Source organism: Microbacterium sp. SLBN-111 (genome assembly GCF_049739645.1).
Classification (GTDB): domain Bacteria; phylum Actinomycetota; class Actinomycetes; order Actinomycetales; family Microbacteriaceae; genus Microbacterium.
On record NZ_JBMGQH010000001.1, the window covers coordinates 914,489 to 934,173 of the forward strand.

The window sequence follows — 19,685 nt, forward strand, 5'->3', positions numbered from 1 at the left end:
CGTCACGTCGATATGGCTACGTCCATCCGGAGCGAACGGAACGGGGAAGTCCTTCGCACGATAGGGAATGTACGGCACCCGCGCATGCTACCGACCCGCGGGCATCACGCCCCGACGGAGCGCGTCGGCGAGAGTATTCAGGATGCCGCCCGCGCGGTGATCTCGATCCGCCCGCCGACGCGGCGCGCGACGCAGCCGGGCAGGTCGATGGGGCCCTGCCCGCGCCAGTCGGTCGCGAGGCGGGCGACCTCGAGCGTCTGCGCGCGGGTCAGGGCGACGCCGAACTCGCTGTCGACGACGTACCGCACGATGCGATTCCGGAGCGCCGCGGGATTCGCCGCCAACGCCGCGACCGACACCGAGATACCGGCCTCGGCGTGCTCGACGATGTCCTCGATCGTCTCGTCGATCATGTCCTGGAACGCCGCGGCATCCTCGCGAAGCTGCTCCGCGGTGCGGGCGAGCGCCTCGGCGACGCCCGGTCCGAGCTCGCGCTCCAACGTGGGGAGGACGGTCTCGCGGACGCGAACACGTGCGTAGGCGGGGTCGAGGTTGTGCGGGTCGCGCCACGGATCCAGCCCCTCCGCGACGCACGCGGCGGCGGTCACCTCGCGACGGACGCCGAGGAGTGGGCGCAGCCACACCGGGCCGGTGGCATCCCTCCGCTCGGGAGACATGCCGGACAGGCTCGCCGCGCCCGACCCGCGCGCGAGGCCGAGGAGCACCGTCTCGGCCTGGTCGCCGAGGGTGTGGCCGAGAAGGACGGCGTCGGCCCCGGTCTCCGCGGCGGCACGGGCGAGTGCGGCATAACGCGCGTCGCGCGCCGCGGCCTCGGGACCACCCGCCCCGCGCACCTCGACCGCGACCACCCGGGCGGCGAGCCCGAGCCCGCGCGCGACATCGGCCGCACGTTCGGCGATCGCCGCCGACCCGTCCTGCAGCCGGTGGTCGATGACGACGGCCTCGACCCGGATGCCGAGCCGCGGGGCCTCGAACGCGGTCGCCGCCGCGAGGGCGAGCGAATCCGCTCCCCCCGACAGCGCGACGAGGACCGCGCCGTCGCGTCCCTCGAGGCTCGTGCGCACCGCCCGCCGCACCTCGGCGACGGCGGGATCGAGTCCGGGGCGTCGCTCGTGCATGGCATCCACGCTATCCGCCGCCGTGCGCCCACCCGCGCGGACACAACGAAGGAGATCCGTCGTCCGCGCCCTGTGGGAGGCCGGGAATCCGCGGGGCTGCTCGCGATTCTCCTTCGTTGTGTCGCGGCGAGAACCGGAGCCGACGGCAGCAGAACCGCCCCGGCTAGGCTGGGCGCGGAAATCCACCGATCTAAGGAGCACACGTATGGGCGCGTACGACGCCGTCATCGAGATCCCGCGCGGCAGCCGCGTGAAGTACGAGGTCGACCACGGCACCGGTCGGGTCTTCCTCGACCGCATCCTGTACACGGTGTTCGGCTACCCGGCGAACTACGGCTTCTTCGAGAACACGCTCGGCGAGGACGGCGACCCCCTCGACGTGCTGGTTCTCCTCGACCGCGACCTGTACCCCGGCATCCTCGCAAAGGTGCGCCCCGTCGGCGTGCTGAAGATGAGCGACGAGGCCGGCGGCGACGACAAGGTCGTCGCGGTTCTCGCGAAGGACCCCCGCTGGGACCACATCCAGGACGTGGGCGACATCGACGACTGGACGAAGAAGGAGATCTCGCACTTCTTCGAGCACTACAAGGACCTCGAGCCCAACAAGTGGGTCAAGGTCGACGAATGGGCGGATGCCGCCGAGGCCGAGCGCCTGGTCGGCGAGGCGTTCGCGCGCTTCGAGGAGCACGACGCCCAGACCAAGACGCAGGGTGAGGGCGAAGCGCCCAACACGCTCTGACCTTCCCGGTCACGACGAAGCCCCCGGTCCTCGACCGGGGGCTTTCGCGTTTCTCAGACCCAGATGCCGCGATCACGCAGCCACGGGGCCGGGTCGGTCGTCCCGCCCCACGGCGGGTAGACCTCGAAGTGGAGGTGGCATCCGAACGAGTTGCCCGTCTGCCCCGTGGCGGCGATCTGCTGGCCCGCGGAGACTCGCTGGCCGCTCGAGACGTAGATTCCGCCGTTGACGATGTGTGCGTAGCCGGTGCCCGAGCCGTCGTCGTGCTGGATACGGATGTAGTTGCCGTAGCCGCCGTTGTACCCGGCGTAGGTCACGCGGCCATTCGCCGCGGCGTAGATCGGCGACCAGCAGCCCGCACCGAAGTCGAGGCCGAGGTGCCACGTGCTCGCGCAGTAGCTCGCCCCGCACTGGCCGGTGCGAGGGCCATATCCGGACGTGGTGCCTGCCGAGGACGGGCGGGCCCATCCGGATCCGACGACATCGCCGCCACCGCCGCCTCCGCCGCCACCGCCGCCACCGCCGCCGCCACCGCCGCCGCCGTTGTTCGCGGCAGCGGCCGCTGCGGCGGCCGCCGCGGCACGGTCGCGTGCCTCAGCCTCTTCGCGCGCCTTGCGCTCGCGCTCCTCGCGCGCCTTGCGCTCCGCCTCGACACCGGCCTGGTAGTCCGCCACGGTCTTGGCCGTGGTGTCCTGCAGCGCGGCGAGCTGGGCCTGGAGGACGACCTGGTTCGCCTGCTGCGCCGCGAGAGCCGCCTGCGCGGCGTCGGCGGCCTGCTGAGCGGCGACCATCTTGTCTTCGGCGATCTTCTGCAGACGGTCGCGCTCGGCCTTGGCGTCATCGGCCTGACCGCTCAGGTTCTTCGCGTTGTCCCGCGCGGCGACCGCGGCCGCGTAGACCGAGCGGTTGCGCTCGAGCAGCTTGTCCATCGTGCCGAGCTTGGCGAGCAGATCGTCGGCCGTGGCCGCCGATCCCGAGAAGAAGAGGTCGAGCGACGTGTCGTCGCCACCGGTCTTGTAGAGCTGGGCGGCGACCTTGCCGGCCTTGGTCGCGGCATCCGTCGCCTTGGCCGCTTCCGCGTCCGCCTGGGTCCGGAGCTGCTGCGCGCGGTAGTCGGCGTCGAAGAACGCCTGCTGCGCCGCGTAGTACTCGTCCGAGCGTGCGACGACCTCGGCCTGGGTGCGGTCGACATCGGCCTGCAGTCCCGCGATCAGGCCCTGGATGCGAGTGATCTCCGCGGCCTTCGCCGCCTCGTTCGCTCGAGCGGCCTCGACGTCGGCCCACGAGGGGTAATCCGCGGCGAAGGCGGGCGACGAGGATGCCAGCGAGGGGACCGTGGCCCCGATCGCGCCGAGGGCGACCGCACCGAACGCGCCGAGCATGAGGGCACCACGGCGATCGACGGAGGGCCAGAGCCGGGCTCGTTCGCTCGGGCTCGGCGCGCAACCGCAGTCGTCAGCGCCGTCGTGGGGTTCAGGCGTCACGGGAATACCTCATCTCACCGGTTCGCAACTCGCACCACAGTAGCAACACGAATCACACGAACAACAGGGCGAGTTCCCGCTGCCGGGGACAAGTTTGGACCGCCGACACGCCAGGGATGCGGAGCGCCACGCCCCCGATTGGCAATCTCAAGAATCATGAAGTAGGCTCGGTCGTCGGCAAGTGAGCACGGAATCGCACGATTCGGGGTTCATCCGGCCCCATCGTTTAGCGGCCTAGGACGCCGCCCTTTCACGGCGGTAGCACGGGTTCGAATCCCGTTGGGGTCACTCACCGGTCACAATTAAACAAGCATGGCCCTGTAGCGCAGTTGGTTAGCGTGCCGCCCTGTCACGGCGGAGGTCGCGGGTTCAAGTCCCGTCAGGGTCGCTCCACAGCGACGGGCCTTCTTTCGAGGAGGCCTTTCGTTTAGGAAGCGGCAGACATGCCGCTCGGCTCTGTAGCTCAGTTGGTAGAGCGTTCGACTGAAAATCGAAAGGTCACCGGATCGATGCCGGTCGGAGCCACAAGGGTGACCGTTACAGTCACCCCAGGAACCCTCGCGTAGCTTCTACATCGCGGGGGTTTCGTCTTTTTCCCGCTCGTCCCGCCGCCACGCCCCGCGCTCGGCGCTCGGGCGCCCGCACCCCGTTTCAGTGTCCAAGACACGCGGACGCGCGGCGGGGCCGTCCGCGTGTCCTGGACACTCAACGGACACGAACGCCGGCCCCGGCACTCGCACGCGCCGCCGTCGCGGGAGCACCGGCCCGCCGCCCGCGTCACGCCTCGCGGGCGCGCAGGTCCTTCCGCAGGATCTTCCCGGATGCCGACTTCGGGATGGCATCCACGAACTCCACGCGCCGCACCTTCTTGTGGGGCGCGACCTCGGCTGCGACGAACGCCATGACGTCGTCGGCCGTGAGTTCCGCGCCCGCGGCCGGAACCACGAAAGCCTTGGGGATCTCCTGCTTCTCCTCGTCGAGGACGCCGATGACGGCGGCATCCTGAATCTTCGGATGCGACAGCAGCAGCGCCTCCAGCTCGGCGGGGGCGATCTGATACCCCTTGTACTTGATCAGCTCCTTGAGCCGGTCGACGATCGTGAAGTACCCGTCCTCGTGGTGGGTGGCGATGTCGCCGGTGTGCAGGAAGCCGTCGGCGTCGATCGTGTCCGCCGTGGCATCCGGGCGGTTGAGGTAGCCGAGCATCACGTTCGGTCCGCGCACCCAGAGTTCGCCCGGCGCGGTGAACCCGTCGTCGCCGTGCTCCTCGATCTCGGCACCGGAGTCGATGTCGACGAGCTTGGCCTCGACGTTCGGGATCAGGACGCCGACCGAGCTGACCGGCATGTCCTCCCGCTCGGGCGGGATCGCGTGCGACACCGGGCTCAGCTCGCTCATGCCGTAGCCCTGGAAGAACCGGGCATGGATGCGACGGCCCGCCGTCTCGGCCGTCTCCCCGTCGAGCGGCGCGGCGCCGGAGAAGACCGTGTGGACGCTGGAGATGTCGAAGTCGTCGACGACCGGATGCTTGGCCAGGGCGAGCGCGATCGGCGGGGCGATGAACAGGAACGTGCAGCGATGCGCCTGGATGCACCGCAGGAACGCCAGCAGATCGAACTTCGGCATCGTGACGAGCGTCGCGCGCTGCCGCAGCGCGAGGTTCAGCAGCACGGTCATGCCGTAGATGTGGAAGAACGGCAGCACGGCGAGCACGCGGTCGTCGCTGTTCAGGCGGATGCTCACGCGGCACTGGTCGACGTTCGCGACGAGGTTGCGGTGCGAGAGCATCACGCCCTTCGGGACGCCGGTGGTCCCCGACGAGTACGGCAGCACGGCGACGTGCGTCGCCGGGTCGAACGAGACCTCGGGCGGGGTCCGCTGCTCCGTGAGCAACGACCGCAGATCCGGGTGACCCTCGGCGCCATCGAGGACGACGATGCGCTCGTCCGGGATCCCGACGGCGCGCGCGGCCTCCGCGGCGGGCCCGAGCAGCGGCGAGACGGTCACGAGCCAGGTGGCGCCGGCATCCCTCAGCTGCGTCTCGATCTCGTGGGCCGTGTAGAGGGAGTTGACCGTCGTCACCACCGCCCCCAGGCGCAGGATGCCGTGGAACACCGTCGCGAAGGCGGGGACGTTCGGGCACAGCAGCGCGACCACCGTCTCGGTGTCGACGCCCCGATGGGCCAGGGCACCGGCGAAGGCGTCGACCTGCGCGCGCAGCGTGCCGTAGGTCGTCTCGGCTCCCGTCTGGGGATCGATGATCGCCACCCGGTCGAGGTCGGTGTCCTCGAGCGAGCCGAAGAGGTGGTCGTAGACGCTGACGGAGGGGATCTCGATACGCGAGTACGGGCTGTGGAACACGGGATCTCCTTCGATACCGGATGCGGCGCCGTCGCCGTGCGCCCATCCTGCCAAAGGCGAAACTCGGTGTCACTCCTTTCGAGACGGAGGTTCAGCCGACTCTCAGAGCAGTGACAGCGCGACCCCGCCCGCGGCTCCGACGATGACGACGGCCCACGCCGGCGTCCGGAACGTCGTCAACAGCACGAAGCCGACGAGCGCGAGCACGAACGGCCCCGGCCCGGTGATCGCCGTCGTGAACACCGGTGTGTACAACGCGGCCGCCAGGATGCCGACGACCGCCGCGTTCGCTCCGCGCATGGCCGCGCGGACCCGCGGACGGCCGCGCAGCGCATCCCAGAACGGCAGCACGCCGACGAGCACGAGGAACCCCGGCAGGAAGATCGCGGCGAGCGCGACGGCCGCTCCCGCGACTCCGCCGGGGCCGACCGAGGAGAGGGCGCCCAGGTATCCGGCGAACGTGAAGAGGGGACCCGGGACGGCCTGTGCGGCGCCGTAGCCGGCGAGGAACGCGTCGGGCGAGACCCAGCCGGTCTCCACGACCGCGCCCTGGAGGAGCGGCAGGACGACGTGACCGCCCCCGAAGACGATGGCACCGGATCGGTAGAACGCGTCGGCGAGCGCGACCACACCCGATCCCGTCACCGCGGCCAGGACGGGAAGCCCGAGGAGCGCGACGACCGCGACGACGAGGCATCCGATCGCGACGGCGCGAGGGACGCCGAACGACGGCAGGGACTCCCCCGGCGGGTCGGCCACCTCCCGCAGCAGGAGGAGGCCCGCGAGCACCCCGACCGCGAGCGCACCGAGCTGCCCCACCGCCCCCGGAGCGACGAGGGCCAGGGCCGTCGCGACGACCGCGATCGCGGCCCGCGGCGGGTCGGGGGTGAGCGAGCGCGCCATCCCCCACACGGCCTGGGCGACGATCGCGACGGCGACGATCTTCAACCCGTCCAGGATGCCGCCGCCCACCGGCCCGCCGAACAGCGATGCTCCGGCGGCGAAGGCGACGAGGAGCACGGCCGAGGGAAGGGTGAACCCGAGGAACGCCGCGAGAGCGCCGACGAACCCCGCGCGCTGCAGTCCCATCGCGAACCCGACCTGGCTCGACGCCGGTCCGGGGAGGAACTGGCACAGGGCGACCAGGTCGGCGTACGCGCGGTCGTCCATCCACCGGCGTCGCGTGACCAGATCGTCGCGGAAGTAGCCGAGGTGCGCGATCGGTCCGCCGAACGACGTGACGCCCAGACGGAGGAAGGCGAGGAACACCTCGGGAACGGTGCCGGCTCGTGTCATCCGCTCTTCCTAACGCCCCGGGGGAAACGACGGGTGAACCGGGCTCACCGCAGGGGTCGCGGGAGGACGCGGTCGACGAGCCGCAGCGTCTCCGCCGTCCGGGCCTGATCGGCCGCGATGTCGGCACCGTTCACCGCGTCGCGGAAGCGCTCGACCTCGCCGATCATGGGGTTCTCGGGCGCGTCCACCTCGATGGTTTCGGGTGCCCCGCCGCGCGGCGTGAGGACGAGGCGGCGCGGGGCATCGATCGCGTCGATCGCGAGAGAGCCGTCCTCGCCCTGGATCTCGCTCGGCAGCGACGTGTCGGTGATCTTCGACCATGCGACATCGGCGAGGAACCCGTCGTACTCGACGATGGCGCTGCCGAGCCCATCGGTGCCCGACGCGATGCCCACGCGGCTCCCGAGGATCCCGCGCGGCTCACCGAACAGCAGCACGAGCGCGTGGAGGGGGTACACGCCCAGGTCGCGCAGCGCGCTGCCGCCCAGCGCCGGGTCGAAGATGTTCGTCTGCTCGCCCGCGAGCACGTGGTCGTACCGGGGTGAGCGCTTCTCGTAGCGGAACGACACCCGGCGCAGCCGTCCCACCCGCGGGAGGAGGTCCTGGACGACACGGATGCCGGGATCGTGGGCCGTCCGCATCGCTTCGAGCAGCACCACTCGGCGCTCCCGCGCCCGCGCCACGAGGGCGTCCCACTCCCCCGCCGTGAGGGTCGCGGGCTTCTCGACGAGCACCGGGATGCCGGCATCCACCGCCGCCCGCACCTGCGCCGCGTGCACGGAGTTCGGGCTCGCGAGGTAGACGGCGTCGACGTCGCCCGCGGTGAGCAGCGCGTCGAGGCCCTCCGCGATGCCCGGGGCGCCGATGCGCTCGGCGAACTCCCGCGCGCGTCCCGCATCGCGCGACGCGACCCGACCGAGCTCGACGCCGTCGACCGCGCGGACCGCGTCCGCGAGACGCTCGGAGATGGAACTGGTCCCGACGATGCCGATGCGGATCATCCCCCCATCATGGCGGCGACGTCCTGCGTCTTCGTCGAGGTCCTGCGTGAAACGTCCTACTAGGATCGCCCTGATCGTGGGGACGATCGGCACGATCGAGGGGGCGGGATCAATGGGGACGCGCACGCAGGCACGACGACGCGCTTCGCGGCGGGCACGCCTGCGCCGAACCGTCGCGGCGGTGGTCGCGATCGCCCTGATCGGCGGGGGCGTGACGGTGTTCGCGCTGCTGCGCGGTTTGTCCGCCGAACCGGTGGCCGAGAACAGCCCGACGCCCGTGGCGACCGCGACGCCCACCCCGACCCCGACGCCTCTCACCGCGGCGCAGAGACTCCTGTCGACCAGCGCCGATCCGAAGGCGTGCGCCGTGTCTTTCACGGGGGACGGGATCGCCCTCGACCCGCAGCTGCAGACCGAGGACACCCGCTACGCCGCGCTGCCGCTGCCGCGTGCCGACGGCCGGGTGTTCGCCGGCTGGTACGCGACCGCCGCCGACGCGGCAGCACTCGCGCTCCCGGCTCGCATCAACGGCGCCGACCTGGTCGCCTGCACCGGCCGAGAGAAGACTCTGTACGGGGCGTGGACGACTCCCGAGAAGAACACGGCGGAGGATGCCGGCATCCCGATCCTCATGTACCACCAGTTCACGCGGAACCCCGACGGCGAGGACAACTGGCTCCGCGCGAACTACACCTTCATCGGCGACTTCGACGCGCAGATGGCGTACATCCAGCAGTCCGGTTTCTACCTGCCGACCTGGGACGAGCTGAGCGCCTTCATCGATGGGGCACTGTTCCTCCCCCGCCACTCCGTGATCATCACCGACGACGACGCCGACAGCACGTGGCTCGAGCAAGCCGCACCGGTCGTGGACGCCCGCCAACTGTTGACCACGTCGTTTGTGATCACGTCGGCCCGCACCGAAGGCACGCCCAATCGCTTCGTGCAGCAGCGTTCGCACACGCACGACATGCACCGCGCGGGCGCGAACGGAAAGGGGCGCATGGTGAACGAGGATGCCGACACCATCGCCGCCGACCTCGAGCAGTCCGCCAAGATCCTCGGCGCGAAGGAAGTCGTCGCGTATCCGTTCGGCCACTACAACGACACGACAAAAGAAGGCATGCGTCGCGCCGGGTTCGAACTCGGACGCACCGTCGAACACGGATACGTGCACGTCGGAACCGACAAGCTCGCGCTCCCGGTCATCCGCATCAATTACGGGATGACGGTGGACGACCTGAAGGATGCCATCGGCTGAGATGCCCTGGAACCGCTCCCTGGGTTCCGCGTGCCGCTATCTCACAGGTGAATGATCCACAATCCTAAGTTGGGCCACGCGTGGGCCCGTCTAGATTTGTATCTCCGGAACCACCGAAACGCGAGCATTCATGGACCTATCCGTCATCGTTCCGACCTTCAACGAGGGTCCGAACGTCGCCGAACTCGTCCGTCGAACGACGGCCGCGCTTCCCGGTCGTGCCGTCGAGATCCTCTTCGTCGACGACTCCACCGACGACACCCCCGACATCATCCGGGCGGTCGCCGCTCAGGCATCCATCCCGGTGCGGCTCCTCCACCGCGACCAGCCGGTCGGCGGCCTCGGCGGCGCCGTGGTCGACGGAATCCGGGCCGCGGCATCCGACTTCTGCGTCGTGATGGACGGCGACCTGCAGCACCCGCCGGAGGTCATCGCCGAACTGCTCGCCCGCGCCGAGATGGGTGACGCGGACGTCGTGGTCGCCTCGCGCTACACCGCGGGCGGAACGTCGGACGGACTCGCGAATGCGGTGCGCACGCTCGTGTCGCGCGGGTCGACGATGCTGACCAAGGCGATGTTCCCGCGGAAGCTGCACAACTGCTCCGACCCGATGACGGGGTTCTTCCTCATCGACCGCACCTCGCTCGACGTCGAGGGTCTGCGTCCGCGCGGTTTCAAGATCCTCCTCGAGATCCTCGCCCGCAAGCAGATGCGCGTCGCCGAGGTCCCGTTCTCGTTCGCCCCGCGTTTCGCCGGCGAGTCGAAGGCCTCCTTCAGCCAGGGCATGCGGTTCCTCACGCAGCTCACGATGCTGCGCTTCGGCCGCATGTCGGCGTTCGCGGTCGTCGGCGGTATCGGCGCGGTCGCGAACCTGCTCATCACGTGGGCCCTGACCGGGATCGGCGTGCAGTACCTCGTGGCTTCCGTGATCGCGAGCGTACTGACGATCATCGGCAATTTCCTCGCGCTCGAGTACCTCGTCTTCGCCGACATGCGCGCGGAGTCGGGGCTCATGCGCCACCGGTTCCTGAAGTCGTTCACGTTCAACGGCATCGAGGCGCTCGTCCGCATCCCCCTGCTGTGGCTGCTCGTCAGCGCCGCGCACCTGCACGTGGTCATCGCCACCGCGGTGACGCTGCTCGCGGCGTTCGTCGTCCGGTTCGTCTACCACGCCCTCGTCGTCTACGCCCCCAAGCGCAGCCGCCTGGCGCAGATGCCCCTCCCCGAGACCCTCGAGGACGAGATCGCCGCCTGAACGACCCCGGCCGGGCTCCGTCCCGGCGGCGTACCCTGGAACCATGTCTGACGCATCCATTCGCATGTTCGGCGCCGACTGGTGCCGCGACTGCATCCGCACCAAGAAGCAGCTCGACGAACTCGGCGTCGCCTACGAGTACGTCGACCTGGTGGCCGACCCGGCGGCCGCCGATGTGGCCAAGGAGATCTCGGGCCGCACGAACATCCCCGTCGTGGTGTACCCCGACGCTTCGCACCACGTCGAGCCGTCGAACGCCGACGTCGAAGCCAAGCTCCGCGAGCTCTCGCTCATCTGACGCTCCTGATGCTCGCCGCCGCGTGGCCGGTTCGCCGTCACGCGACCGGTGAGATCGGGACGTCGCTCCCGGCGTTCGCCGACCACCACGTCCACGGGCACCTCGTCGAGATCGACGCCCTCCCCGCTCGCGGGATCGCCGCTGTCGTGGACCTCGGTGGCGATCCGGCGGTGCTCGCACGACGCGCGGCGGGACTGCCACGGGTGTCGTTCGCCGGGGCCTTCCTCACGGCACCCGGCGGATACCCGAGCGGACGGTCGTGGGCACCGGATGCCATCGTGCACACCGTGTCCGACCCGTCGCTGCATCCGGGGGTTCCGGGCGGGGCGCGCACCGCTGTCGACGCGCAGGCCGACGCCAGTGCCACCGTCATCAAGGTCGCGCTGAACGCCGACGCGGGGCCCGTGATGCCCGACACGGTCCTGGACGCCGTCCTCGCCGCGGCGGCCGACCGGGGTCTGCCGGTCGTCGCCCACGCCCAGGGTGCCGGGCAGGTCGAGCGCGCGATCGACCGGGGCGTCGCGGCACTGGCCCACACGCCGTTCGACGCCACACTCTCCCGGCACTCCCTCACCCGGGCGGCGGAGGGCGGCCAGATCTGGATCTCCACGCTCGACATCCACCGCGGGGAGGCGCGCGCCCGGGCGATCGCCCACCTCGGCGCCTTCGCCGCTCAGGGCGGACGCGTGCTGTACGGCACCGACCTCGGCAACGGCCCGCTCCCCCTCGGCGTCAATCGCCGCGAGCTCCTCGCGCTGCAGGAGGCCGGGATCCGCGGCGACGCGCTCGTGGCATCCCTCACCGATCCGTGGCCGGCGAGGACGGGCACCGACGCGGTCCGCAGCTTCCTGGTGGGTCCCGCACCGACCGACCCCGACGACCTCGCGACCTGGCTGTCGCGCGCGGTCGTCGTCCCGACCGAGGAGCTCACCCGTGTCGACTGAATCGTTCGCCGCCGAGGCCGAGGCTTCGGATGCCGCCGACCCGCTCGCCGCGTACCGCGACGCGTTCGTCGGCACCGAGACGTCGCTGGTGTACTTCGACGGCAACTCGCTCGGGCGGCCGCCGCGCGCCACGGCGGAGCGGCTGCGCACCTTCGTGACCGAGGAGTGGGGCGGGCGCCTCATCCGCGGCTGGGACGAGTCGTGGATGGACCTGCCGTTCCGCATCGGCGACCGCCTCGGCCGGTCGACGCTGGGGGCCGCGACCGGGCAGACGATCATCGGCGACTCCACCACCGTGCTGCTCTACAAGCTGCTGCGCGCCGGACTCGCGGAGCGTTCCGCGGCCGACCCGGAACGCGTCGAGATCGTCGTGGGCCGCGACGACTTCCCCACCGACCGCTACCTCGTCGAGGGCATCGCCGCCGAACGCGGCGCACGGGTCGTGTGGGTCGAGGTCGACACATCACGCGGAGTGGATGCCGACGCGCTCCGCGCCGTCGTCGGCCCGCGCACCGCGGTCGTGCTGCTCAGCCACGTGTCCTACCGCTCCGGATATCTCGCGGATGCCGAGACCCTCACGCGTATCGCGCACGACGCCGGCGCCCTCGTGCTGTGGGACCTGTGCCACTCCGCCGGGTCCGTGCCCGTCGAGCTGGACGCGTGGGGCGTGGACCTCGCCGTCGGCTGCACGTACAAGTACCTGAACGGCGGCCCGGGCTCCCCCGCGTTCGCGTACGTCGCCGACCGGCACCATCGGACGCTGACGCAGCCGATCCAGGGGTGGATGGGCGCCGCGGACGTCTTCGCGATGGGGCCGGAGTACCGCCCGGCCGACGGCATGCGGCGGTTCCTCTCGGGCACTCCGCACGTGCTCGCGATGCTCGCGATGCAGGACACGCTCGATCTCATCGAGGGCGTCGGCATCGCGGCGATCCGCGCGAAGTCCGTGGCGCTGACCGAGTTCGCGCTCCGGGTGGGCGATGGCATCCTGGCTCCGCTCGGGGTGGGCCTCGCGTCGCCGCGCGATCCGGCCGAGCGCGGTGGGCACGTGACGCTGTCGCACCCGGCGATGCGGGCGGTCACGGCGCGGCTGTGGGCGGGCGACGTCATCCCGGACTACCGCGACCCGCACGGACTGCGGATCGGCCTCGCACCGCTGTCGACGAGCTTCGCCGAAACCCTGACCGGACTCGTCGCCGTGGCGGAGGCCGTACGCGCCGAGGGCTGACCCTCGGCTTCATCCCGCAGCGTCGCTCCGGTTACCCTTCGAGGGTGATCGACCCCCTCCTCATCGTCGTCGGCGGGATCGTGGTGGTCTCGCTCGTCACGGTCATTGCGCCGCGCTTCAACATCGCCGGGCCTCTCGTGCTCATGGCGATCGGCCTGGGCGTGAGCCTGCTGCCGTTCGTCCCGGGGGTCACCGTCAACCCCGAAGTCATCCTGATCGGCGTGCTCCCGCCGCTGCTGTACTCGGCCGCGCTGCAGCTGCCCGCGATCGAGTTCCGCCGCGACTTCGCCCCCATCGCGGGGCTGTCGGTGCTCCTCGTGGTGCTGAGCTCGCTCGGCCTCGGCCTGTTCTTCGCCGCCGTCATCCCGGGACTCGGACTCGCCCTCGGCGTGGCGCTCGGCGCGATCCTGAGTCCGACGGATGCCGTGGCCACCTCGATCGCCAAGCGTCTGGGCATCGCTCCCCGCGTCATCACCCTTCTCGAGGGCGAGAGCCTCCTGAACGATGCGACCGCGCTCGTGCTCTTGCGGACGGCCGTGGCGGCCGTGGCATCCAGCTTCGCCTTCGGCGACGCCGTGGCCAACTTCGCCTGGGCCGTCGTGATCGCCCTCGCGATCGGAGCGCTCGTCGGGTGGGGGAACCTGCGCGTGCGCGAGCGCGTCAGCAACCCCGCGGCGAACACCGCGCTGAGCTTCACGATCCCGTTCATCGCCTACCTCCCCACCGAGCACCTCGGCGGGTCGGGGCTCGTGGCGGCGGTCGTCGCGGGCATCGTCACCGGGCAGGGCGCAGCCCGCCGTTTCACCCCCGAGCAGCGACTCAGCGACCGACTCAACTGGCGGACGATCGAGCTGATCCTCGAGGGCGGCGTCTTCCTCGTCTTCGGCCTGGAGCTGAAGGACATCGTCAACGCCAACCTCGGAGAGCACGAGGGCCTCTGGTACGGCACGTGGCTCGCGCTCAGCGCCCTCGGCATCTCACTCGGGGTGCGCGCCCTTTACGTCGCGGGGATCATCTGGCTGCAGGGCCGGCGCAGCCGGAGGCGCGTCACCCACCGCCAGCGCGCGGAGAAGATCAGCGAGCGCATCGATGAGATGGAACAGGCGTATCGTGCCGACCCCGCCGCGTTCGAGAGCCGGGTCTCGGACCCCGACCGGGCCAAGCGCGGCTTCGGCCTGGTCCGCCGTCGGGTGACCCGGACCCTGGCCGACCTCGACTACTACCGCGACAGCCCCCTGGGCTGGCGGCACGGCATCATCATCGTCTGGGCCGGGATGCGCGGCGTCGTCACGCTCGCGGCCGCGCAGACCCTGCCCGGCGAGAACGAGGGCGTGAACGACCGTGCGCTGCTGATCTTCGTGGCGTTCCTCGTCGCGCTGTTCAGCCTCCTGATTCAGGGGCTGACGCTGTCGCTGGTCGTCCGGAGCGTCGGCCTCTCCGAGGGGGCGGGCGAAGGACCCACGCGGGAGGAGCAGCACGCGCTGGACACCGAGCTCCGCACGGCCTCGGTCGCGGCCCTGACTGCGGGGAAGCTCACGCGACGGAACGGCGAACCGTTCCCTGCGGACCTCCTCGAGCAGGCCGGGGCGCGGCTGGCGCGCCCGACCGACGACGACCTGACGGCGAGAGCCCGCGACCTGCTCGAGTTCCGGCTCGCGTCGGTCGACGCGATGCGGCGCGAGCTGAACCGCATCAGCCACGACGGCCGGTACAGCACGGCCGCGCTGCGCCACGCCCTTGCCGAGCTCGACGCCGACCAGCTGAGCCTGGAGCTGCGCATCGACGGCGAGGACGACTGACGCCGCGGGGCGTGCGGGGGCGGGCTGCGGGGGGGGTGCGGGCTGCGGCGGGGGCGGGGCGCTGTCGGGGGCGTACGGCACAATAGAAGCGGAGGTGCCATGAGCGAACCGATCCCGACGTCGTCGACGGATGCCACGAGCGCCGCCACGCCGGTCGCTCACACCGCTGCCGACTGCCCGCAGTGCTTCACCGAGATGCAGAGCGACGGAGCCTGGTGGCGCGCCCGCCCCGCCGGTTCGCGGCTCGTGGGGCTGGTCGTGTCCCGCCCCGGGCTCCCGTCGATCGTGCAGCAGCGCGATGACCTGACCCGCTTCGGCGTCCCCATCGAGGGTTTCCGCCACCCCGCGCCCGAAACGCTCGAGGACTGGGCCGCACGGCTCGACCGGTTCTTCGGCACCCTGACGCGCGGCGACGTCCTCGTCGTCACGACCCTCGAGGCGCTCGGCGTCTCGCGCGCCGATGCGTCCCGTGCCGTGGCCGAGCTGCGTCAGCGCGGGGTCATCGTCAAGGTGCTCGCCCACGGCGACCGCCACCTGCACACGGCGACGGTCACTCCCCCGGCCTGAACCGGCCGCGGCCGCGCGCCGGGCCCCGACGTCCCGCGCGAGGTCGCGGCGGCTGCCGCGCCTCAGGCGCCGACGTACCGCGCGAGGTGCTCGCCGGTGAGCGTCGAACGCGCGACGACGAGGTCGGCCGGGGTTCCCTCGAACACGATCGTGCCGCCGTCCCTCCCGGCACCCGGACCGATGTCGATGATCCAGTCGGCGTGCGCCATGACGGCCTGGTGGTGCTCGATCACGACGACGGTGTTACCGGCATCCACGAGGGAATCGAGCAGGGCGAGCAGGGTGTCGACGTCGGCGAGGTGCAGACCCGTCGTCGGTTCGTCGAGCACGTACACCGCCCCCTTCTTCGCCATCGAGATCGCGAGCTTCAACCTCTGCCGCTCGCCGCCCGACAGGGTGTTGAGCGACTGACCGAGCGTGATGTACCCCAACCCCACATCGACGAGGCGCCCCAGCACCGTCGCCGCGGGTCCCCGGGTGAGGAACGTGGATGCCTCGGTCACCGACATCTGCAGGACCTCGGCGATGTTCTTGCCGTCGAGCGTGTACTCGAGCACCTCGTCGGCGAACCCGGTTCCGCCGCACAGTTCGCAGACGGTCTCGACCGTCGACTGGAAGCCCAGTTGCGTGACGATCACCCCCAGCCCGTTGCATGCCACGCACGCACCCTCCGAGTTGGCGCTGAACAGCGCGGGCTTGACGCCGTTCGCCTTCGCGAAGGCCGAGCGGACGGCGTCCAGGATGCCGGTGTAGGTCGCCGGGCTGCTGCGCCGCGAGCCCTTGATCGGGGTCTGGTCGACGACCACCACGTCGTCGTGCGCGGGAAGGTTGCCGTGGATCAGCGACGACTTCCCCGATCCGGCGACCCCCGTGACGACCGTGAGGACACCGAGAGGAACATCGACATCGACGTTCTTGAGGTTGTGCTGCGACGCTCCTCGGATCGGGATCGCCCCGGTCCGCGGGCGCACCGCGGTCTTCAGCTGGGCGCGATGATCGAGGAAGCGGCCGGTCAGTGTGTCGGAACCGCGGAGTCCGGCGACGTCGCCCTCGTACTGGATCGTCCCGCCGTCGCGACCGGCGCGAGGGCCGAGGTCTACCACGTGGTCCGCGATCTCGATCACCTCGGGCTTGTGCTCGACGACGAGCAGCGTGTTGCCCTTGTCGCGGAGCTGGCGCAGGGTGTCGTTCATCCGCTGGATGTCGTGCGGGTGCAGACCCGCGGTCGGCTCGTCGAAGACGTACGTGATGTCGGTCAGGCTCGAGCCGAGGTGACGGATCATCTTGGTGCGCTGGGCCTCCCCGCCGGAGAGGGTTCCGCTCGCGCGGTCGAGCGACAGGTAGCCGAGGCCGATGTGGACGAAGGCGTCGAGCGTGTCGCGGAGGCCGTCGACGACCGGCGCCACCGACGGGTCGTCGATCGTCCGCACCCAGGCGGCGAGGTCGGTGATCTGCATGGCCGCGGCATCCGCGATGTTGACGCCGTCGATGCGGGACGAGCGCGCGCCCTCGTTGAGGCGGGTGCCCCCGCACGCGGGGCACGGCACGAAGGTCACCGCCCGATCGACGAAGGCGCGGATGTGCGGCTGCAGACCGTCGCGATCCTTCTGCAGCATGCTCTTCGTGATCTTGGGGACGAGCCCCTCGTAGGTCATGTTCGAGCTGGCGATCTTCACCTTCTGCTGCTCGCCGTAGAGGAAGATCTGCCGCTGCTCGGGGGTGAAGTCGCGCACGGGCGTATCGCCGTCGAAGAAGCCCGCCTCGGCGAAGATCCGCACCATCCAGCCGTCGGCGGTGTACCCGGGGACGAGGATCGCGCCGTCGTTGAGCGACAGCGACTCGTCGACGATCTGCGCGAGGTCGATGTCGCTCACCTGCCCGAGGCCCTCGCAGTCGGGACACATGCCGCCGGTGATCTCGAACGACCGGCGCTCTCGCTGCCCCTTGCGGGCACCGGTCGCGATCGTCACGGCGCCCGCGCCGGACAGCGACGGCACGTTGAACGAGAACGCCTGCGACGAGCCGACGTGTGGCTGCCCGAGGCGGCTGAACAGCACGCGCAGCATGGCGTGCACGTCGCTCGCCGTCCCCACGGTGGAGCGCGCGTTCGGCGACATCCGCTCCTGGTCGACTCGGATCGTCGCGCTGAGGTTCTCGAGGGCATCGACCTCGGGCCGCGAGGGCTGACCCATGAACTGCTGCACGAAGGTCGGATACGTGTCGTTGATGAGCCGCTGCGACTCGGCCGCGATCGTGCCGAAGACCAGCGATGACTTGCCCGACCCGCTCACCCCCGTGAAGACGGTCAGCCGCCGCTTGGGAACGTCGACGTCGATGTTCTTGAGGTTGTTCTCGCGCGCACCGCGCACGCGGATGACGTCATGGGCGTCGGCGGGGGCATCGGTCATGGCGGCTCCTCGGTGGGTCGTCCCTCAGTGTGACGGAGGCCTCCGACATTCGCGACCGCGCCCCGCTCGGCCGTGCCGTCGCGCGGAGAATCCGCACGGCACGCCGCTCCGCGGCATCCGGAACCGGCGTGTCACCACCGAACTCCGCACGACGGCGGCCACGGAAGCGACGATGCCCCCGCGGACGGATCCGCGGGGGCATCGTGAACGGGAGATCAGCCCTGGGGCGCGACGGTTCGTGCGCGCGCCTCGTCCGACGACCATGCCGGTCGTCGGAGCACCAGATGCCGAGCGCCCGGCGCCCTGGGGGCGGGCGGTGTTCGCTCCGCCGCGGGCGTTGCCGCCGCCCTGGCCGCGACCCGAACCCGAGCGCTGGCCCTGGCGTGTGGGCTGCGCGGCGTCGGCCGCGGGGGCCGCCTGACCGGCACCGCGACCGCGGCGACGACGCCCCTCACCGGGAGCGGACGTGCGGGGAGCGGCATCCGAGGATCCCTGTCCGCGGGCGGCGCGCTTGCGCTGCGCGTTGGCACCCTGCGAGCGTCCGCCGCCCTGTGGCTGCGCGACGATCGGCTCGGGCTTGACGTACGGGGCGACCTCGCCGACCAGCGCGACGACCTCCGGAGAGGTCGAGGTGACGGGCTGCGGGGTGACGTCGATCTTGGCCTTGCGGAGGATGTCGAGGGTGTCGCGACGCTGCTCGGGCAGCATGATCGTCACGACGTCACCGGCCGAACCCGCGCGGGCGGTGCGGCCCGAGCGGTGCAGGTACGCCTTGTGCTCGACGGGCGGGTCGACGTGGACCACGAGCTCGACGCCGTCGACGTGCACGCCACGGGCGGCGACGTCGGTCGCGACGAGCACCTTGGCGCGGCCGTCGCCGAACGCCGCGAGGTTGCGGTCGCGGGCGGGCTGGGACAGGTTGCCGTGCAGGTCGACGGACGGGATGCCGGCGGCGGTCAGCTCCTTGGCCAGCTTCTTGGCCTGGTGCTTGGTGCGCATGAAGAGGATGCGGCGAGCCGTTCCGGAAGCCAGTGTCCGGACCAGCTGCTTCTTGGCATCCGCGTCGGCCGGCACGAAGACGTGGTGCGTCATCGCGGCGACGTGCGAGTGGGCCTCGTCGACCGAGTGCAGGACCTCGTTGCGGAGGAAGCGCTTGACGAGCTTGTCCACGCCGTTGTCGAGCGTCGCCGAGAACAGCAGGCGCTGACCGTCGGCGGGCGTGCGCGCGAGGAGACGCGTCACGCCGGGGAGGAAGCCCAGGTCGGCCATGTGGTCGGCCTCGTCGAGAACTGTGATCTCGATCGCGTCGAGGCTCGCGAAGCCCTGACCGATGAGGTCTTCCAGACGCCCGGGGCACGCGACGAGGATGTCGACGCCCGCGTTCAGAGCGTCGACCTGGCGCTTCTGGTTCACGCCGCCGTAGACGGTCGTGGTGGTGAGGTCGTAGGCCGCGGCGAGGGGCTTGATGACCTCGTCGATCTGGTTGGCCAGCTCGCGGGTCGGAGCGAGCACGAGGGCGCGGGGCTTGCGTCCGCGGCGGCGGTCGCTCTTGGCGGCCAGGCGCGCCACGAGCGGCAGCGAGAACGCGAGGGTCTTGCCCGAGCCGGTCTTGCCGCGACCGAGCACGTCTCGCCCGGCGAGGGTGTCCGGCAGGGTGTCGGCCTGGATCGGGAACGGCTCGTTCTTGCCCTGCTCGGTGAGCACGGCGATCAGCGGCGCGGGCACGCCGAGGTCGGTGAAAGTCTGGGACGTCATGAAGTCTCCTGCCGACGCGCACGCGCGCACGGCGGTTCGGGATGCCGCGATGCTGCGGCTGCAATGGGCGAAGGCGCCGGGTGGCGCATCCGTTCGCCGTGAAGGTCAAAGGCCCGCGGGAAGGGGGCCGGTGCGTTCGACGACGCTGGG

At 71.0% G+C, this 19,685-nt stretch carries 15 protein-coding genes and 3 tRNA genes; 11 read left to right on the plus strand and 7 right to left on the minus strand.

The window, feature by feature from the left end:
• Nucleotides 1-137: 137 nt before the first annotated feature.
• Nucleotides 138-1,139: a tRNA lysidine(34) synthetase TilS gene (gene tilS / locus RKD05_RS04335; protein ID WP_424708262.1), complete on the minus strand. Its 1,002-nt coding sequence runs from the start codon at nucleotides 1,137-1,139 to the stop codon at nucleotides 138-140.
• A gap of 205 nt (nucleotides 1,140-1,344) precedes the next feature.
• On the opposite strand from tilS, the gene RKD05_RS04340 reads away from it, so the two are divergent.
• Nucleotides 1,345-1,878: an inorganic diphosphatase gene (locus tag RKD05_RS04340; RefSeq protein ID WP_022879724.1), complete on the plus strand. Its 534-nt coding sequence runs from the start codon at nucleotides 1,345-1,347 to the stop codon at nucleotides 1,876-1,878.
• Nucleotides 1,879-1,931: 53 nt separating this feature from the next.
• On the opposite strand, the gene RKD05_RS04345 is transcribed toward RKD05_RS04340, so the two are convergent.
• On the minus strand, nucleotides 1,932-3,362 hold the full coding sequence (locus RKD05_RS04345; RefSeq protein WP_424708264.1) for a M23 family metallopeptidase: 1,431 nt from the start codon (nucleotides 3,360-3,362) through the stop codon (nucleotides 1,932-1,934).
• Between the two features lie 215 nt (nucleotides 3,363-3,577).
• Between RKD05_RS04345 and RKD05_RS04350 the strand changes: the two genes are divergently transcribed.
• The 3 genes from RKD05_RS04350 to RKD05_RS04360 all read left to right on the plus strand — a co-directional run bounded on the left by RKD05_RS04350 (nucleotide 3,578) and on the right by RKD05_RS04360 (nucleotide 3,887).
• Nucleotides 3,578-3,650, plus strand: a tRNA-Glu gene (locus tag RKD05_RS04350).
• A 26-nt stretch (nucleotides 3,651-3,676) separates the two neighbouring features.
• Nucleotides 3,677-3,750, plus strand: a tRNA-Asp gene (locus tag RKD05_RS04355).
• Nucleotides 3,751-3,814: 64 nt separating this feature from the next.
• Nucleotides 3,815-3,887, plus strand: a tRNA-Phe gene (locus tag RKD05_RS04360).
• 252 nt (nucleotides 3,888-4,139) lie between these two features.
• Here the strand turns inward: RKD05_RS04360 and RKD05_RS04365 are convergent.
• From RKD05_RS04365 to RKD05_RS04375, 3 genes are all read right to left on the minus strand, one after another.
• Nucleotides 4,140-5,723, minus strand: coding sequence for an AMP-binding protein (locus RKD05_RS04365; protein WP_424708265.1), 1,584 nt, complete (start codon nucleotides 5,721-5,723; stop codon nucleotides 4,140-4,142).
• A gap of 102 nt (nucleotides 5,724-5,825) precedes the next feature.
• Nucleotides 5,826-7,019: a chromate efflux transporter gene (gene chrA / locus RKD05_RS04370; protein WP_424708267.1), complete on the minus strand. Its 1,194-nt coding sequence runs from the start codon at nucleotides 7,017-7,019 to the stop codon at nucleotides 5,826-5,828.
• Between the two features lie 44 nt (nucleotides 7,020-7,063).
• Nucleotides 7,064-8,020 (minus strand): Gfo/Idh/MocA family protein, encoded by a 957-nt coding sequence (locus tag RKD05_RS04375; RefSeq protein ID WP_424708269.1) that lies wholly within the window; start codon nucleotides 8,018-8,020, stop codon nucleotides 7,064-7,066.
• Nucleotides 8,021-8,201: 181 nt separating this feature from the next.
• Between RKD05_RS04375 and RKD05_RS04380 the strand changes: the two genes are divergently transcribed.
• The 7 genes from RKD05_RS04380 (at nucleotide 8,202) to RKD05_RS04410 (ending at nucleotide 15,372) form a co-directional block, all read left to right on the plus strand.
• A complete protein-coding gene (locus RKD05_RS04380; RefSeq protein ID WP_424708270.1) occupies nucleotides 8,202-9,281 on the plus strand; it encodes a polysaccharide deacetylase family protein in 1,080 nt (359 codons plus the stop codon).
• 130 nt (nucleotides 9,282-9,411) lie between these two features.
• A complete protein-coding gene (locus tag RKD05_RS04385) occupies nucleotides 9,412-10,536 on the plus strand; it encodes a glycosyltransferase (protein ID WP_424708272.1) in 1,125 nt (374 codons plus the stop codon).
• A 43-nt stretch (nucleotides 10,537-10,579) separates the two neighbouring features.
• Nucleotides 10,580-10,834, plus strand: a complete 255-nt coding sequence (locus RKD05_RS04390; RefSeq protein WP_022879717.1) for a glutaredoxin family protein — start codon at nucleotides 10,580-10,582, stop codon at nucleotides 10,832-10,834.
• A gap of 8 nt (nucleotides 10,835-10,842) precedes the next feature.
• Nucleotides 10,843-11,778, plus strand: coding sequence for a hypothetical protein (locus tag RKD05_RS04395; RefSeq protein WP_424708274.1), 936 nt, complete (start codon nucleotides 10,843-10,845; stop codon nucleotides 11,776-11,778).
• Nucleotides 11,768-13,006 (plus strand): kynureninase, encoded by a 1,239-nt coding sequence (locus RKD05_RS04400; RefSeq protein WP_424708275.1) that lies wholly within the window; start codon nucleotides 11,768-11,770, stop codon nucleotides 13,004-13,006. Before RKD05_RS04395 ends, RKD05_RS04400 begins: the two co-directional genes overlap by 11 nt.
• Nucleotides 13,007-13,050: 44 nt before the next feature.
• Nucleotides 13,051-14,805, plus strand: a complete 1,755-nt coding sequence (locus tag RKD05_RS04405; protein WP_424708276.1) for a cation:proton antiporter — start codon at nucleotides 13,051-13,053, stop codon at nucleotides 14,803-14,805.
• 99 nt (nucleotides 14,806-14,904) lie between these two features.
• Nucleotides 14,905-15,372: a dehydrogenase gene (locus tag RKD05_RS04410; protein WP_424708278.1), complete on the plus strand. Its 468-nt coding sequence runs from the start codon at nucleotides 14,905-14,907 to the stop codon at nucleotides 15,370-15,372.
• Between the two features lie 62 nt (nucleotides 15,373-15,434).
• On the opposite strand, the gene RKD05_RS04415 is transcribed toward RKD05_RS04410, so the two are convergent.
• Together RKD05_RS04415 and RKD05_RS04420 are read right to left on the minus strand one after the other, a co-directional pair.
• Nucleotides 15,435-17,780, minus strand: a complete 2,346-nt coding sequence (locus tag RKD05_RS04415; RefSeq protein WP_424708279.1) for an ATP-binding cassette domain-containing protein — start codon at nucleotides 17,778-17,780, stop codon at nucleotides 15,435-15,437.
• 24 nt (nucleotides 17,781-17,804) lie between these two features.
• On the minus strand, nucleotides 17,805-19,535 hold the full coding sequence (locus tag RKD05_RS04420; RefSeq protein WP_424708281.1) for a DEAD/DEAH box helicase: 1,731 nt from the start codon (nucleotides 19,533-19,535) through the stop codon (nucleotides 17,805-17,807).
• Between the last annotated feature and the right edge of the window lie 150 nt (nucleotides 19,536-19,685).

Bases quoted from the DNA above. Each gene is read 5' to 3' on its own strand.
- RKD05_RS04415 (WP_424708279.1), bottom strand. From the start codon at position 17,780: ATGACCGATGCCCCCGCCGACGCCCATGACGTCATCCGCGTGCGCGGT.
- tilS (WP_424708262.1), bottom strand. From the start codon at position 1,139: ATGCACGAGCGACGCCCCGGACTCGATCCCGCCGTCGCCGAGGTGCGG.
- RKD05_RS04420 (WP_424708281.1), bottom strand. From the start codon at position 19,535: ATGACGTCCCAGACTTTCACCGACCTCGGCGTGCCCGCGCCGCTGATC.
- RKD05_RS04375 (WP_424708269.1), bottom strand. From the start codon at position 8,020: ATGATCCGCATCGGCATCGTCGGGACCAGTTCCATCTCCGAGCGTCTC.
- RKD05_RS04385 (WP_424708272.1), top strand. From the start codon at position 9,412: ATGGACCTATCCGTCATCGTTCCGACCTTCAACGAGGGTCCGAACGTC.
- RKD05_RS04340 (WP_022879724.1), top strand. From the start codon at position 1,345: ATGGGCGCGTACGACGCCGTCATCGAGATCCCGCGCGGCAGCCGCGTG.
- RKD05_RS04410 (WP_424708278.1), top strand. From the start codon at position 14,905: ATGAGCGAACCGATCCCGACGTCGTCGACGGATGCCACGAGCGCCGCC.
- RKD05_RS04390 (WP_022879717.1), top strand. From the start codon at position 10,580: ATGTCTGACGCATCCATTCGCATGTTCGGCGCCGACTGGTGCCGCGAC.
- RKD05_RS04395 (WP_424708274.1), top strand. From the start codon at position 10,843: ATGCTCGCCGCCGCGTGGCCGGTTCGCCGTCACGCGACCGGTGAGATC.
- chrA (WP_424708267.1), bottom strand. From the start codon at position 7,019: ATGACACGAGCCGGCACCGTTCCCGAGGTGTTCCTCGCCTTCCTCCGT.